The organism is Pseudomonas gorinensis, assembly GCF_042015035.1.
Classification (GTDB): Bacteria; Pseudomonadota; Gammaproteobacteria; order Pseudomonadales; family Pseudomonadaceae; genus Aquipseudomonas; species Aquipseudomonas gorinensis.
Genome location: NZ_CP167125.1, coordinates 146,562 through 162,065, shown reverse-complemented (window position 1 = coordinate 162,065; position 15,504 = coordinate 146,562). Strand labels below are relative to the sequence as shown.

At 61.1% G+C, this 15,504-nt stretch carries 16 protein-coding genes; 7 read left to right on the top strand and 9 right to left on the bottom strand.

From position 1 onward, the window contains the following. Positions 1-7: 7 nt before the first annotated feature. The 3 genes from AB7933_RS00695 to folE2 are packed head-to-tail and all read right to left on the bottom strand — an operon-like array spanning position 8 to position 2,429. Positions 8-874: a metal ABC transporter permease gene (locus AB7933_RS00695; RefSeq protein ID WP_024078199.1), complete on the bottom strand. Its 867-nt coding sequence runs from the start codon at positions 872-874 to the stop codon at positions 8-10. Beyond that, a complete protein-coding gene (locus tag AB7933_RS00690; protein WP_024078198.1) occupies positions 874-1,542 on the bottom strand; it encodes a metal ABC transporter ATP-binding protein in 669 nt (222 codons plus the stop codon). The genes AB7933_RS00695 and AB7933_RS00690 overlap by 1 nt, the downstream gene beginning before the upstream one ends. Next, positions 1,539-2,429, bottom strand: coding sequence for a GTP cyclohydrolase FolE2 (folE2, locus tag AB7933_RS00685; RefSeq protein ID WP_024078197.1), 891 nt, complete (start codon positions 2,427-2,429; stop codon positions 1,539-1,541). Before folE2 ends, AB7933_RS00690 begins: the two co-directional genes overlap by 4 nt. 128 nt (positions 2,430-2,557) lie before the next feature. On the opposite strand from folE2, the gene AB7933_RS00680 reads away from it, so the two are divergent. Beyond that, positions 2,558-3,769, top strand: a complete 1,212-nt coding sequence (locus tag AB7933_RS00680) for an N-acetylmuramoyl-L-alanine amidase (RefSeq protein WP_024078196.1) — start codon at positions 2,558-2,560, stop codon at positions 3,767-3,769. On the opposite strand, the gene AB7933_RS00675 is transcribed toward AB7933_RS00680, so the two are convergent. Then, complete coding sequence (locus tag AB7933_RS00675; RefSeq protein WP_024078195.1) at positions 3,766-4,134, bottom strand: hypothetical protein; 369 nt, start codon at positions 4,132-4,134, stop codon at positions 3,766-3,768. The genes AB7933_RS00680 and AB7933_RS00675 overlap by 4 nt on opposite strands. 125 nt (positions 4,135-4,259) lie before the next feature. On the opposite strand from AB7933_RS00675, the gene dksA reads away from it, so the two are divergent. From dksA to AB7933_RS00655, 4 genes are read left to right on the top strand one after another with little or no spacing between them, the layout of a single operon-like run. Continuing rightward, on the top strand, positions 4,260-4,664 hold the full coding sequence (gene dksA, locus AB7933_RS00670; RefSeq protein WP_024078194.1) for an RNA polymerase-binding protein DksA: 405 nt from the start codon (positions 4,260-4,262) through the stop codon (positions 4,662-4,664). Between the two features lie 27 nt (positions 4,665-4,691). After that, a complete protein-coding gene (gene zigA / locus AB7933_RS00665; protein ID WP_024078193.1) occupies positions 4,692-5,900 on the top strand; it encodes a zinc metallochaperone GTPase ZigA in 1,209 nt (402 codons plus the stop codon). Next, positions 5,900-6,544, top strand: a complete 645-nt coding sequence (locus tag AB7933_RS00660; RefSeq protein WP_024078192.1) for a DUF1826 domain-containing protein — start codon at positions 5,900-5,902, stop codon at positions 6,542-6,544. Before zigA ends, AB7933_RS00660 begins: the two co-directional genes overlap by 1 nt. Before the next feature lie 44 nt (positions 6,545-6,588). Further along, the gene (locus AB7933_RS00655; RefSeq protein ID WP_024078191.1) at positions 6,589-7,551 is read left to right on the top strand and encodes a CobW family GTP-binding protein; all 963 of its coding nucleotides are present in this window, start codon (positions 6,589-6,591) and stop codon (positions 7,549-7,551) included. Here AB7933_RS00655 and AB7933_RS00650 read toward each other — a convergent pair. After that, the gene (locus tag AB7933_RS00650) at positions 7,545-7,940 is read right to left on the bottom strand and encodes a DUF3301 domain-containing protein (RefSeq protein WP_024078190.1); all 396 of its coding nucleotides are present in this window, start codon (positions 7,938-7,940) and stop codon (positions 7,545-7,547) included. The two genes, AB7933_RS00655 and AB7933_RS00650, sit on opposite strands and share 7 nt — an antisense overlap. A 117-nt stretch (positions 7,941-8,057) precedes the next feature. Here AB7933_RS00650 and pdxY point away from each other — a divergent pair, with 117 nt between their 5' ends. Further along, a complete protein-coding gene (gene pdxY / locus AB7933_RS00645) occupies positions 8,058-8,930 on the top strand; it encodes a pyridoxal kinase PdxY (protein WP_024078189.1) in 873 nt (290 codons plus the stop codon). A gap of 68 nt (positions 8,931-8,998) precedes the next feature. Here pdxY and AB7933_RS00640 read toward each other — a convergent pair whose 3' ends face one another. Continuing rightward, complete coding sequence (locus tag AB7933_RS00640; protein WP_024078188.1) at positions 8,999-9,484, bottom strand: acyl-CoA thioesterase; 486 nt, start codon at positions 9,482-9,484, stop codon at positions 8,999-9,001. Positions 9,485-9,775: 291 nt separating this feature from the next. Here AB7933_RS00640 and AB7933_RS00635 point away from each other — a divergent pair, with 291 nt between their 5' ends. Next, on the top strand, positions 9,776-11,539 hold the full coding sequence (locus AB7933_RS00635) for a cation:proton antiporter (protein ID WP_024078187.1): 1,764 nt from the start codon (positions 9,776-9,778) through the stop codon (positions 11,537-11,539). Positions 11,540-11,612: 73 nt separating this feature from the next. Here AB7933_RS00635 and AB7933_RS00630 read toward each other — a convergent pair whose 3' ends face one another. The 3 genes from AB7933_RS00630 to uvrD all read right to left on the bottom strand — a co-directional run bounded on the left by AB7933_RS00630 (position 11,613) and on the right by uvrD (position 15,397). Further along, complete coding sequence (locus AB7933_RS00630; protein WP_024078186.1) at positions 11,613-12,020, bottom strand: SMI1/KNR4 family protein; 408 nt, start codon at positions 12,018-12,020, stop codon at positions 11,613-11,615. A 134-nt stretch (positions 12,021-12,154) separates the two neighbouring features. Next, on the bottom strand, positions 12,155-13,024 hold the full coding sequence (locus AB7933_RS00625) for a Tim44 domain-containing protein (RefSeq protein WP_024078185.1): 870 nt from the start codon (positions 13,022-13,024) through the stop codon (positions 12,155-12,157). 189 nt (positions 13,025-13,213) lie between these two features. Then, positions 13,214-15,397 (bottom strand): DNA helicase II, encoded by a 2,184-nt coding sequence (uvrD, locus tag AB7933_RS00620; RefSeq protein ID WP_024078184.1) that lies wholly within the window; start codon positions 15,395-15,397, stop codon positions 13,214-13,216. Between the last annotated feature and the right edge of the window lie 107 nt (positions 15,398-15,504).

The window sequence follows — 15,504 nt, the reverse complement described above, 5'->3', positions numbered from 1 at the left end:
AGACACCTCATTGGGATGACAGCAAGGGGGGGCGGCGCAGCAAGCCGTGCACCGGACCGAAGACCACGGACAGCAGGTACCCGCCGCCAGCCACCAGCACAATCGCCGGGCCGCTGGGCAGTGAGTAGTAGAACGACAGCAACAAACCCAGCCATACCGACAGGCATCCCAGCACCGCCGATATCGCAATCAACACCGGCAGGCGCCGGCTCCAGAACCGTGACGCGATGGCCGGTAACATCATCAAGCCCACCACCATCAACGCGCCGATGGCCTGGAAACCGATGACCAGGTTCAACACCACCAGGGTCAGGAACAAACCATGGGCCAGCGGGCCCAGGCGGCTGACGGTTTGCAGGAACAGCGGGTCGAGGGTATCCAGCAGCAGCGGCTTGTAGATCAGCACCATGGCCACCAGGCTGAACCCGGAGACCCAGAGCATGCCGGTCAGGGTGGCCTCGTCGACGGCCAGTGCTGAGCCGAACAGCAGATGCAGCAGGTCCAGGCGTTTGCCGGCAATGCCCAGGATCAGCACGCCGGCGGCCAGTGAAATGGGGTAGATAGCCGCGAGGCTGGCGTCTTCACGCAGGCCGGTGCGGCGAGTGATCCAGGCTGCCAGCCCGGCCATGCCCAGGCCCGCACCCAGGCCACCGACGGTCAGCGCGGGCAGGCTGAGCCCGGCGAACCAGAAGCCCAGGGCCGCACCGGGCAGGATGCCGTGGGCGACGGCGTCACCGATCAGGCTCATGCGCCGCAGGATCAGGAACACGCCCAGCGGCGCGGTGCTGCAGGCGAGTACCAGGCCTCCGATCAGGGCGCGACGCATGAAGACGAAGTCAGCAAAGGGCATCCACAGATGGGAGGCGAAGTGCATCAGGCCACCTGCATGCGAGGGTGTGGACGGATCAGTTCTTGACTGGGGCCGACGACGCAGCCGGTGCTTTTGATCTGCACCACTTGCTGGGTGTGTTCACGCACGGCGGCCAGGTCATGGCACACCACTACCAGCGTGCGACCTTGGGCATGCCAGGCGTGGATATGTTTCCAGCACAAGGCCTGGCCATCTTCATCGAGGGCGGCGTGGGGTTCGTCGAGCAACAGCACCGACGCCTCGGCCAGGCTCATGCGGGCGAGCAGGGCACGTTGCAGTTCGCCGCCAGACAAGGCCATCAGCGGGCGATGTTCCAGGCCACTGAGGCACCAGTCCTCCAGCACCGCTTGCAGGCGTTGGTTGCGTTGTTGCGGGGTGAGTTGGGTGCCCCAAAAACCGGCGGCCACCAACTCTTGCAGGCTGATGGGGAACTGGCGGTCGAGGTGCTGCTGCTGGGGCAGGAACGACAGGCCGCCTCGCCGTGGCACATTCACGGTGACTTTGCCCGCCAATGGCTTTTGCAGCCCGGCGATAACCTTCAGCAGGCTGCTTTTGCCGGTGCCGTTGGCGCCGATCACACCGGTGAGGCTGCCTTTTTCCAGGGTGAAATCCACGGCGGGGGTCAGCGGTTGCCCAGGGGCACCCCAGCGTAAAGCGGTACAGGTGATCATGCAGAGGGTCTCGTCCAGCGGCTTTCAGCCACGGCATCGTGCGCGTGCAGGCTTTCGGCGTGGATCACTTTGAGGTGGAAGGCTTTGACGGCATCCGAGCGTTTCAAGGCGAGGTTCAGGCGGCGGGCGGCGTCTTCGCAGAACATCAGGTTCTGCCCATTGGCCAGGGCGAAGGCTTGTTCGTCTGCACGCTTTACGGCGGTTTGCACGGCAGTGCCAAGGGCGGCTTCTGCGTCGTTGATCAACTCGGTCAGCGCCAGATGCTCGCCTTGCAGGTGGACGCGCAGCTGTGCGCTGCTGCGCTGGCTGTGGGGCGTGGCCACAATGCCATTGGCGCTGCCGAGCCAGGTCAGCACGTCTTCATGTCGCAACGGTGTGTTGGCGAAGTCATCGACAAATTGCTGCTGAATCAACTGCCTGGCGAGGGCAGCAGAGCAGGGGCAGGTTGAGGAATAAGTAACGTCAATTTTTAGTTCCACGTGGAACATCTGGTTTTCCAGGTGCGCCTCGATGCTCACCGGGTAGGCCTTCCAGCCGGCCAGTGGGCTGACCAGGGCCGGACGATTCAGGAGCAAATCGGTATGGATACGCAGGTAGGCGTTCTTAGATAAACCTTCATGACTGGCAAGAAAATGCTGCAGTACATTACGCAGAAGTGTCGGCGTCAGGGGCTGTTGGCCGAGCATTTCCAGCGCCAGGTACAGGCGTGACATATGAATGCCACGGGCGGTGCCGTCGTCGAGGCTGACGCCGGCATCGGCTTTGGCCGTCAGACGCTGGCCATCGATCAAGATGGGCAGGGCGATGCCGCACATGCCGACCCAGTCGAGGGGCAAGGCTTGGCGTGATGCTTGCGCGGCGATATCCGGCAGAGTCAGCGCATTCATAAGCAGGTCCATCGTTGGAAATAAAAAGACATGTTATATTATAACCATTGAGTCGACGATGAATTTTCTGCTCCAGCCTTTGTTCAGTCATGTCGAGCAGGGACGCTCCTTTATTTGCGGTATATGTCATGCACAGACGTCAGCTCCTCAACCTGCTCCTGGTCAGCCCGCTGTTCACCTTGCCGTTCGCCGCATCGGCCACGCAGATTCGCAATGCCCGCCTGTGGCGCTCGGACGACAAACTGCGGCTGGTGTTCGACCTGAGCGGCCCGGTGCAGTACAAGACTTTCTCCCTGGCTGCACCCGAACGGGTGATCATCGACCTGAGCGGTGCCGGCCTCAGTGGTGACTTTTCTCAACTGGCCTTGAAAAACAGTGGGATCACCTCGATTCGCTCGGGGCATTTCGGCAAAGGCGATACGCGGATCGTGCTCGACCTGGCTGCGCCGATGCAGCTCAACAGTTTTCTACTACCGCCTCAGGATGGCCAAGGTCATCGCCTGGTACTGGACCTGACCAGCGCCACCCACGCGCCACGCCAGATCGCAGCTGAACCGGCGCCCTTGGTCGCTCCGATCGACAAGGCGCATCCCAAGCGCGACATCATTGTGGTAGTCGACCCGGGCCACGGCGGCAAGGACCCCGGCGCGGTCGGCTCCAAGGGCCAGCGCGAAAAAGACGTGGTGTTGTCGATCGCGCAGTTGCTGGCCAAGCGCTTGAAACGCGAGAGGGGCTTTGACGTGAAACTGGTGCGCAACGACGACTTCTTCGTGCCGCTGCGCAAGCGCGTGGAGATCGCCCACAAGTACAACGCCGACATGTTTATCTCGGTACACGCAGATGCGGCACCGCGGATCACCGCCTCGGGGGCGTCGGTGTATGCCTTGTCCGAAGGGGGGGCTACCTCGGCCACTGCGCGGTTCATGGCACAACGGGAAAACGGCGCCGATCTGCTGGGCGCCACCAGTCTGCTGAACCTCAAGGACAAGGACCCGATGCTGGCCGGGGTGATTCTCGATATGTCGATGAACGCCACCATCGCCTCCAGCCTGCAATTGGGCAGCTCCATCCTCGGCAGCCTGGAGGGCATCACCTCGTTGCATCAGAAGCGCGTGGAACAGGCCGGGTTTGCGGTGCTCAAGTCACCGGATGTGCCGTCGATCCTGGTGGAAACCGGGTTTATCTCCAATGCGCGGGACAGTGCGCGCCTGGTCACCGCGCGTCATCAACAGGCGGTAGCCGATGGCTTGTTCGAAGGGTTGAAAAAATACTTCCAGAAGAACCCGCCGATGAACAGCTACGTGGCCTGGCTGCAGGAGCAGAAAAACGGCCAGGTCTAACAGCCGGTTATCCGGCTGCAGGTGAACTTGGCGCTGGCGCCACCGGAACTGGAAAACCGGTTGAGGGTGGTCCAGCCCACGCGCCGCGTGTAGCCGACCCACGCTTCACCGTCCGACGTCAACCCGGTAAAGAACGTCAGTTGCCCATAGCGGCTATTGGTCTGGGCCCAATAGCGTTTGCCGATGACTTCGAAACCGCGCAAATACGTGGTACTGCCGACTGTCGCCACGCTGTAGGCATTGCCTTGCGAGTCCACACACGCCAGCAGGTTGGCGCTGCGCGTGCAGTTGGCCAACAGGCTCGGTACTTGGGCGCAGGCAGATCCTGCTGCTGCCAATAACAGGCCGCACACCAGGTATTTCATAGGGGGTCTCGGGGCAGGAAGATGATCAAGCATTGCGCCCTTCGTCGTGACGAGCAAGGGGGATTGGCTTATTTGTGTTGTTATAATATAACATAAAAGCACAGCCTGACCCGTGGACCGTTCCCATGACCGAACAAGACCTCCTGGCCCAACCGCCCGCCGACTACATGAACGAAGCCCAGCAAGGCTTCTTCCGCACGCTGCTCCTGGCCCAGCGCAACGAGCTGCAAGCTCGAATCGACGCTGAGTTCCTGGTGCTGCGCGAACAGGAACCCAACAGCGACCCTGCCGATGTGGGCAGCGCCGAAGAACAGCGCCAATGGCAACTGCGCCTGCTGGAACGGGAAAAGAAGCTGTTGGACAAGATCGATGACGCCCTGGAACGGCTGGCCCGCGGCGAATACGGCTGGTGCCGCGAAACGGGCGAACCCATTGGCCTGCAACGCCTGTTGCTACGCCCCACCGCCACCCTGTGTATCGAAGCCAAAGAACGCGAAGAGCTGCGCGAACGCCATAAACGGGCGATTTGACCGGCCAACCCTGATGAGGACTACCTGATGCCCAATCGTCTCCCCGTTACCGTGTTGTCCGGCTTTCTCGGCGCCGGTAAAAGTACGCTGCTCAACTATGTCCTGCGCAACCGCGACAACCTGCGGGTTGCGGTGATCGTCAACGACATGAGCGAAATCAACATTGATGGCAGCGAGGTTCAGCGCGACGTCACCCTTAATCGTTCCGAAGAAAAACTGGTGGAAATGAGCAACGGCTGCATCTGCTGCACCTTGCGCGAAGACTTGCTGGAAGAAGTCGGAAAACTCGCCAAAGAAGGGCGGTTCGATTACCTGTTGATCGAATCCACCGGCATCTCCGAACCCTTGCCCGTGGCCGAAACGTTTACCTTCCGTGATGAAAACGAACAAAGCCTGGCCGATATCGCGCGCCTGGACACGATGGTCACCGTGGTTGACGGTATGAACTTCCTGCTCGACTACCAGACCGCCGAAAGCCTCGCTTCTCGTGGCGAAACCCTGGGAGAAGAAGACGAACGCTCCATCACCGACTTGCTGATCGAGCAGATCGAGTTCGCCGACGTCATCTTGATCAGCAAGATCGACCTGATCAGCAGCCACGAACGTGAGGAACTGATGGCCATCCTCGAACGCCTGAATGCCCAGGCGGAAATCATCCCGATGGTCATGGGCGAAGTGCCGCTGAACAAGATCCTCAACACCGGCCGCTTTGACTTTGAACGCGCCGCCCAGGCCCCAGGCTGGTTGCAGGAATTGCGCGGCGAACACGTACCGGAAACCGAAGAATATGGCATCGCTTCCACTGTCTATCGCGCCCGCCGACCTTTTCATCCGCAACGTTTCTTCGACTTTATCGATCGCCCGTGGGTGAACGGCAAGTTGCTGCGCTCCAAGGGGTTTTTCTGGCTGGCCAGCAAGCACCAGGACGCTGGCAGTTGGTCACAGGCGGGTGGCCTGATGCGCCATGGCTTTGCTGGACGCTGGTGGCGCTTTGTACCGAAAAGCCAGTGGCCGCAGGATGAAGAAAGCGTCGCCGCGATCATGGGCAACTGGCAACTGAGCACGGGCGACTGCCGCCAGGAACTGGTGTTTATCGGGCAGAACATCGACTTCGCACAGATGCGTGCCGAGTTGGACGCTTGTTTGCTCACCGACGAAGAAATGGCCCTGGGCGTCGACGCCTGGCGCTTACTGGCCGATCCTTTCGGCCCTTGGTATGAAGAGGTGGCCGCCTGATGCTGGCGCCGGTCATGTCCCTGCGTCCCGTGATTCGCCAGACCCGCGGTGAAACCCCGCTGGCGCTGTCCGATATCCTTGAGGATGGTGTGAACCTGGCGCTGTGGCAGCGCCAATTACCCCTGCATATCGCCGAGTTCGGCGCCTTGCTGGTGGCGCTCAATGAGCCGTTGGCTGAATCGCTGGTGATCGAGCTGGACAGCGAAGGCACCGAGCCCAATCTGCACGGCCTGGCGTCCAGTTGCCGCGATCTTGAGGGTTATGAGGGCTTTATCGCCGATGTGTCATGGCTGATCAGCGCCTTTGCCTGCCTGCTGGGCGCCAGGCGCATCGGCGTGCGCCTGCGGTTGTTGGACAAGGCCATGTGCCCGCGTTTTCATGTTGATCATGTGCCTGTGCGGCTGATCACCACCTATGCCGGCATCGGCAGCCAGTGGTTGCGCGAGGGGGTGATGGACCGTCGCACGTTGGGCCAGTCGGATGCTGAACCCACTGACCGCATCGAGCAAATCCTCTGCGGTGAGGTGGCTCTACTCAAGGGTACGAAATGGCATGGCAACGAGGGTCATGGCCTGATTCACCGCTCGCCGGCCTTGAAGGCGGATGAGCGGCGCTTGATCCTGACGCTGGATTGGCTGGCATAACCGCGTAGGATCAAGCGCTCTACACGGTCAAAATGATGCCTCTTATGCTGCAGAACATTCCCACCCACGTGATTGCCGGGCCCCTGGGTGCCGGCAAGACCAGCCTGATCCAGCACCTGCTCGCTCAACGCCCGGCCAACGAGCGCTGGGCGGTGTTGATCAACGAGTTCGGGCAGATTGGCCTGGACGCCGCGCTGCTGACTCAGGATGACGATGGCATTGCCTTGGGCGAAGTTGCCGGTGGCTGCCTGTGCTGTGTGAATGGCGCCCCGTTCCAGGTGGGCCTTGGTCGTCTGCTGCGTAAGGCCAAGCCTGACCGTGTCTTTATCGAGCCTTCGGGCCTGGGTCACCCGGCGCAATTGCTCAAGCAACTGCGGGACCCGCCGTGGCAGGACGTGCTGGCGGTTCAACCCTGCGTCCTGGTACTGGATGCCCAAGCCCTGGCGGCGGGCAAGCCCTTGCCACCTGCGCAGCTGGAAGCGCTGGCCAGTGCCGGGCTGTTGGTCTTGAACAAAGATGAGGCGCTGGACACCGCACAGCGTCAGGCCATCGAACGGCAGTTACCCGATTGCCCGGTGTATTGGACCCGCCAGGCGCAATTGCCGCTGAACCGCTTACCAGGCTCAAGCGCACGGGCCGGCGCCACTGTGGATAACTTCACGGTGCCCAAAGGCCTCGCACAAATACCGGCCATCTGGAGCGACCCCCTGCTGCCGATCTGCCTGAGCCAGGCTCAGGACGGTGGCTGGAGCATCGGCTGGCGCTGGCACCCGAGCCAGCAATTCGACCCGCAGCGCCTGCATCAGTGGCTGACCGGTCTCGGCTGGCGTCGCGCCAAACTGGTTATCCACAGTGGCGAGGGCTGGCTATCCGCCAACGCTGTGGATAACAGCCCGATTGCCTGGCAACCCAGCGAATGGCGGCGCGACTCACGCATCGAATTGATCTTCAGCGAACCCCAGGACGTGGCCCTGCTACAGCATTCGCTGGCCGCCTGCCGTCAGTGACGATGCTTGGTGGCGTGGTCCTGGCGCCATTGGCTCAGCTCGATGACCTCGGCGCTGGGCAGTGGCGTCTTGATCTCGAAGGGGTAGGGCGCCAGTTCGATTTGTGCGCTGTGGGCGCCGAACTGGGTGATAGTTCCCGGATGGCGGGTTTCCCCGGTCACCGTGAATTCAAAGTTGTAGACCCGCGCCAGGCGCCGGCGGCCGTTGGCATCTTTCACAAAGCCGATGCGCTTGAGTGCCACGGCGCCATCCAACAGCTCGATGTCGAGTTTGGCGCAATGCTGCTTGACCCGCTCCAACGCCCGCTCGCGCAGGCCGTGGTTGTGCCAGACCCAGGCGGCACCGGTCGCCAGCAGCATCAACACGAAGATGTTTCCCAAGGTCAGCATGCGAAAAACTCCAACAAAGTGAGAGCAGCTTAACTGTGTCGCCGGTCTGTCGTATAGGCTGCGTTTAGTCGCATACTGCGCGGCCAGAATTTAAACGGCTTTACGGAAATCTCCTGCATGAAACGCACACCTCATCTGCTTGCGATCCAGTCTCATGTGGTCTTTGGCCACGCCGGAAACAGCGCCGCCGTGTTTCCCATGCAGCGCGTCGGGGTGAACGTCTGGCCGCTGAACACGGTGCAGTTCTCCAACCACACCCAGTATGGACAGTGGGCAGGGGAAGTGTTGGCGCCGCAGCAGATTCCGGCGTTGGTGGAAGGCATTGCGGCCATTGGTGAGTTGGGCAACTGCGACGCTATCTTGTCCGGTTACCTGGGCAGTGCCGATCAGGGTCGCGCCATTCTCACCGGTGTGGCGCGGATCAAAGCGATCAACCCGAAGGCCCTGTACCTGTGCGACCCGGTCATGGGGCACCCGGAAAAAGGCTGCATCGTGCCGCAGGAGGTCAGCGATTTCCTGCTGGAGGAGGCCGCCGCCATGGCCGACTTCCTCTGCCCAAACCAACTGGAGCTGGACAGCTTTGCCGGTCGTAAGCCGCAGTCGCTGTTCGACTGCCTGGGCATGGCCAAGGCGTTGCTGGCCCGGGGGCCGAAGGCGGTGCTGGTCAAACACTTGGATTATCCGGGCAAGCTGCCGGATGGCTTCGAAATGCTGTTGGTTACTGCCGACGGCAGCTGGCACCTGCGCCGCCCGCTGTTGGCGTTCCCCCGCCAGCCAGTGGGCGTGGGCGACCTGACCTCGGGGTTGTTCCTGGCGCGGGTGCTGCTGGGCGATAGCCTGCTGGCCGCCTTCGAATTCACCGCCGCGGCGGTGCATGAAGTGCTGCTGGAAACCCAGGCCTGTGCCAGTTACGAGTTGGAATTGGTGCGGGCCCAGGATCGTATTGCTCATCCGCGCGTGCGCTTCGAGGCGACGCCGATCGGCCTGTAAATACGCAGAACCCCATGTGGGAGGGAGCAAGTCCCTCCCACATTTTGATTGGGTTTACCGCTTGGGGTTTATAGCGCGTCGGCTTTTATTTCCTGGTAACGCTTTTCCAGCTCCTGGCGAATCTGCCGGCGTTGTTGGGCCTGCACGAACCGGCGTCTTTCCTCACTGTTATGCGGTTGCAGCGGCGGCACGGCGGCGGGTTTGCGCTGATCGTCCACGGCTACCATGGTGAAGAAGCAACTGTTGGTATGGCGCACCGAGCGTTCGCGGATGTTCTCGGTCACCACCTTGATGCCCACTTCCATCGACGTATTGCCGGTGTAGTTGACCGACGCGAGGAAGGTCACCAGCTCGCCGACATGGATCGGTTCACGAAAAATCACCTGGTCTACCGACAACGTCACCACATAGCGGCCGGCGTAACGGCTGGCGCAGGCGTAGGCCACTTCGTCGAGGTACTTGAGCAGGGTGCCCCCGTGGACATTGCCAGAGAAGTTGGCCATATCGGGGGTCATCAATACCGTCATCGACAGCTGGGCGTTTCCGGGTTCCATAGCACACTCACGGTTGTAGGCATTGGTTGGGGAGGCACCTCTTCGGGTGCTGGAGTCTTTGCAGCGCCATCCCTAACGGGACGCCGGTGGGCGCCTTGCCGTCACGCCTGCACCGATCTGTTTCCATATATTGCACCGGCTTTCCGGCGGAAGTCGCGGTGTTAACCTTCAAAAGCCCATATCAGGGCATTTCTTACGATCAAGGCAGACTTTTCCTTCCGCACTTTGCGACCGTTCAAAGGTGCGGGCGGAAGTGGGAAAAGCGCCAGCACCCTCAAGGAGGCCCTCGCCATGCACGCCATCAGCTTTATCCAGGACCTGGCCGTGATCATGCTGGTGGCCGGGGTTGTCACCATCCTGTTTCACCGTCTCAAACAACCTGTGGTGCTGGGGTACATCGTCGCCGGGTTCATCATCGGGCCCCACACCCCGCCATTTGGCCTGATCCACGACGAAGACACCATCAAGACCCTCGCCGAGCTGGGGGTGATCTTCCTGATGTTCTGTCTGGGCCTGGAGTTCAGCCTGCGCAAGTTGTTCAAGGTGGGCGCCACGGCATTTATTGCCGCCTTCCTCGAAATCATCCTCATGATCTGGATCGGCTACGAGATTGGCCGCTGGTTCGATTGGAGCACGATGGACTCGCTGTTCCTCGGCGCGATCCTGGCGATCTCCTCGACCACCATCATCGTCAAGGCACTCAATGATCTGAAGATGAAAAACCAGCGCTTCGCCCAGCTGATTTTCGGCGTGCTGATCGTGGAAGACATCCTCGGCATCGGCATCATCGCTTTGCTGTCGAGTATCGCCGTCAGTGGCACGGTCAGCTCGGGCGAAGTATTTTCCACGGTCGGTAAGCTCTCGCTGTTCATGATCGTTGCGTTGGTCATCGGCATTTTGCTGGTGCCGCGTTTGTTGGCCTATGTGGCCAAGTTCGACAGCAACGAGATGCTGCTGATCACTGTATTGGGCCTGTGCTTCGGTTTTTGCCTGCTGGTGGTCAAGCTGGAATACAGCATGGTGTTGGGGGCGTTCCTGATCGGCGCGATCATGGCTGAGTCCCGCGAGTTGATTAAGATCGAGCGCTTGATCGAGCCGGTTCGCGACATGTTCAGCGCGATCTTCTTCGTGGCGATTGGCTTGATGATCGACCCGCAGATCCTGTTGCAATACGCCTGGCCGATTGCAGTGATCACCGTCGCCGTGGTGTTGGGCAAGATGCTGTCCTGTGGGATCGGCGCGTTTATCGCTGGCAACGATGGCCGCACTTCGTTGCGGGTTGGCATGGGGCTGTCACAGATTGGCGAGTTTTCCTTCATCATCGCCGCGCTGGGGATGACGTTACAGGTGACCAGCGACTTCCTGTACCCGGTGGCGGTGGCCGTTTCGGCGATCACCACGCTGCTCACGCCGTACCTGATTCGCGGCGCCGACCCGTTGTCGTTGAAGATCGCGGCAGTGATGCCCAAGCGTATGAGCCGAGTGTTCGGGTTGTATGGTGAATGGTTGCGCAGCATTCAGCCTCAGGGTGAAGGCGCGATGCTGGTGTCGATGATCCGCAAGATCATCCTGCAAGTGGGGGTGAACCTGGCGCTGGTGGTGTCGATCTTTTTTGCAGGCAGCTACTTCGCGGTGCGTATTGGCGCGTCTCTGGAAGGTTGGATCAGTGATCCAAGCTGGCAGAAGGCATTGATCTGGGGCGGGGCATTATTGTTGTCGCTGCCGTTCCTGATTGCGGCGTACCGCAAGCTCAAGGCATTGTCGATGTTGCTGGCAGAGATGAGCGTCAAGCCGGAGATGGCCGGACGGCATACCCAGCGCGTGCGTCGGGTGATCGCCGAGCTGATCCCGATCCTGTCGCTGCTGGTGATTTTCCTGCTATTGGCCGCCTTGTCGGCGAGTATTCTGCCGACCAACAAGCTGCTGGTGCTGATCGCTGTGGTCGCGGCGGCGGTGGCGGCTGTGCTGTGGCGCTGGTTTATCCGTGTGCATACGCGGATGCAGGTCGCCTTGCTGGAGACGCTGGATAACCATAAGGATACGCCGGAGCACTGATGGGGGGCTGCTGCGCAGCCCAACGCGGGCGGTGCGACGATTCGACAAGCCCGCTCGCCACGGGGATCAGGTCTTAGCTTTCCAACCAGACGTCTCGCGCCCAGTGCCATACCGATTCCCAAGACTCCTCGGTGACAAGTTCTTCTTCGCCGGACCACAGCACCACCGTGCCGTCTTCTTCAACGCAGTAATAGTCGTCGCCGTCCTGGCAGATCGGGATCAACTCGCGCGGCACGCCGCTATCCCAGGCATTTGCTGCGACTTCCGGCAGGTAGGTGTGGGATTGCGGGTCGGTGACGGTCACCGGCTCAAGGCTGCCGTACACCACGTCGCTGACGGTCAGCAGAAACTCCTTGAAGACGAACGGAATATTGATGAACAGCTCTTCTTCGATTTCCACCAGCTGGTCTTCATCAGGCAGCTCCAGAGGAACCGGAACCGGTTCGTTGGCTTCACGCAATTGTTCGATGACTTCTTCCACGTCCGGGATCCTCTTGCTAGATGGCGCGGTTATAGGGGCGTTTTATACAGTAGCTCGCTATAAGTGCAACCGTGAAATAGAAAACCCCGGACAAGTCCGGGGTTTTTGTTACGGCTTGCACAAGCGTGCGGGTATCAGCCGTTCTGACGGATACCGGCGACCAGCCATGGCTGGTTGTCGCCTTGGGCACGTTCCATGTTCCAGCTTTCGCTGAACACTTCACCTTGGTCGAAGCGCGAGGTTTTCGACACACCGCTGAACGTCAGGGTGGCGATGGTCTTGTCGGCGCGGTCATCCACACCGTCCAGCTGGACATGCAGGTCATCGATGTAGGTCGACTGGAAGCCGTCGCCCAGGTCGGCGCGTTCGCGCTTGAGGAACTCCAGCAGTTGCGGGGTCACGAACTCGGAGATCTTGTCCATTTCGTTGGCGTCCCAGTGCTGTTGCAGGGACTGGAAGTGGCTGCGGGCCGCTTCGACGAAACGCTCTTCGTTGAACCAGGCCGGTGCGTTGATCACTGGGCGGGCGGCAGCAGGGGCTGACGAACCACCGAAGATCGAACCCATGGCGGGTTTCTGCTCGAACACTTCACGCTGCATCGGCGCGCCGGCGGGCGCCAGATGCTCCTGCTGCTTGCGGCGACGGGCGGCGATAAAGCGGAAGATCAGGAAGGCGATGACCGCCATGATCAGGATGTCGAAGATCTGCATGCCCTGGAAGCCGCCGCCCATGAACATGGAGGCGAGCAGGCCACCGGCCGCGATACCGGCCAGAGGGCCCAACCAGCGCGAAGCACCGCCGGCCTTGGCAGCAGCGCCAGCAGCACCGGCTGCGCCTGCGGTAGCGGCAGCACCGCCTACACCGGCGGATGGGGCCATTTGGCTGGTCTGGTGAGTCGGTGCCGAGCCCATGCTTTTGCCGCCACCGAAGCGTTTGGCGTTGGCGTCGAGGCTCATCGTCAGGCCTATGCATAACGCCATGGCGATGCTAAGAAAACGTTTCATAAAGGGAATTCCCATTTGTGGATTGCACGCGCGCCATGTTGCACAGGTGTCGTGACAGTGGCTAGCAACATAATGTTTCGGGCTTTTGCGTAAGATCGATTCAGGATGGTCTGTAGGACTTGTTACAGATATTGGCCCGCGCTCGTTAAAAACAAGGGCGGGCCAGCAACCTTCATGTTTGGAATTGTTTCAGACCGCTTCGAGTTTCGCGTAGCCCATCATCAGCCATTTGCTGCCTTCGGCGAAGTTCACCTGCACCCGTGCCTGGGCGCCGGCACCTTCGAAGTTGAGGATCACCCCTTCGCCGAAGATCGCATGCTTGACCTGCTGGCCCAGGCTGAACGGCGTTTCCGGAATCTCGGAACCCGCAAACATGCTGCTGGAGTTCTGCTGCTGGCCACCGCCGAACGGGCGGCTGACGCTGTTGGAAAGGCGTACTTCCTGGATCAGCCCTTTCGGCACTTCACGTACGAAGCGTGACACCTTGTTGTAGGTCTCGCTGCCGTACAGGCGTCGGGTCTCAGCGTAGGTCATCACCAGGTTCTGCATCGCCCGGGTAATGCCCACATAGGCCAGGCGGCGTTCTTCCTCAAGGCGGCCGGGTTCTTCCAGGCTCATCTTGTGGGGGAACAGGCCTTCTTCCATGCCCACCAGGAACACATAGGGAAACTCCAGGCCCTTGGCGCTGTGCAAGGTCATCAGCTGGATGCTGTCTTCGTGCTCGTCGGCCTGGGTGTCACCCGCCTCCAGCGAGGCGTGGCCGAGGAAGGCTGCGAGCGGGGTCAGCTCTTCATCTTCCTCGGTGTTTTCAAATGCACGGGCGGCGCTGACCAATTCCTCAAGGTTTTCTACCCGGGCCTGGCCTTTTTCACCCTTTTCGGCTTCGTGATAGGCAATCAGCCCGGACTGTTCAATGACGGTCTGGGTCATCAAATGCAGCGGCATTTCCGAACATTTGGCCGCCAGGTTCTCGATCAGCTCGACAAACACCCCCAACGCCCCGGCAGCCCGGCCGGTCAAGCCTTTGTTGGCGATCAGCAAGCGCATGGCTTCCCACATCGACACATCGGCATGGCGCGCGTGGTCGCGAATGGCTTCAACGGTTTTCTCGCCGATGCCACGGGCCGGGATATTGATCACCCGCTCCAGCGCCGCATCGTTGCCGCGGCCTTCGAGCAAACGCAGGTAGGCCATGGCGTTCTTGATTTCCGCACGCTCGAAGAAGCGCTGGCCGCCATAGATGCGGTACGGGATGCGCTCGCGCAGCAGGGCTTCTTCCAATACCCGCGATTGGGCGTTGGAACGGTACAGAATCGCGATATCACTGCGCGCCAGGCCGGTTTTCAGCGCGCTCTCGATGGTTTCCACCACGTAGCGTGCTTCATCGTGTTCGTTGAAGGCCGCGTACAGGTTGATCGCTTCGCCTTCGCCACCGTCGGTCCACAGCTCTTTGCCCAGGCGCCCGGTGTTGTTGGCGATCAAGGCGTTGGCAGCCTTGAGGATACCGGCGGTGGAGCGGTAGTTCTGCTCCAGGCGAATGGTGACCGCGTCGGGGAAGTCTTCGGAATACTGGTAGATGTTCTCGATTTTCGCGCCACGCCAGCCGTAGATCGACTGATCGTCGTCGCCCACCACCATCAGGCTGTCGCCGCCTTTGGCCAACAGGCGCAACCAGGCGTACTGCACGGCGTTGGTGTCCTGGAACTCGTCCACCAGGATATGCCGGAAGCGCTTCTGGTAATGGGCCAGCAAGCCTGGGTTGTCGCGCCACAGGTCGAGGGCGCGCAGCAGCAACTCGGAGAAGTCGATCACGCCGGCACGCGCGCAGGCGGCCTCATAGGCTTCATAAATGCTGCGCATGGTGGCCAGGAACAGGTCGCCGCTGGCCTGGATATGCTGCGGGCGCAGGCCCTCGTCTTTCTGGCCGTTGATAAACCACTGGGCCTGGCGCGCAGGCCAGCGCTGTTCGTCGAGCCCCAGTTCGCGGATCACGCGCTTGACCAGGCGTTGCTGGTCATCGCTGTCGAGGATCTGGAACGTCTGGGCGAGCCCGGCCTCCTGCCAGTGCGCCCGCAACAGGCGGTGCGCCAGGCCGTGGAAGGTGCCCACCCACATACCGGCCGGGCTGATGCCCATCAACTGCTCGATGCGGTGGCGCATCTCGGCAGCGGCCTTGTTGGTGAAGGTCACCGACAGGATGGAGTGCGGGGACGCGTTCTCGACCTGGATCAACCAGGCGATACGGTGCACCAGCACTCGGGTTTTACCGGAGCCAGCACCGGCCAGGACCAACTGACGGCCAACGGGGGCCGCTACGGCCTGGCGTTGGGCATCGTTGAGGGAGTTCAGCAAAAGAGAGAGATCATCGCGCATCGGCGCATTCTAGGGTGCTGGGGGGAGTGGGGCAAACCCCAATGCCGGGTGGTCGACGGAAAACATCCACGGTGATTCCGGGCGGCTGAACATTCTGCATGGGGTGA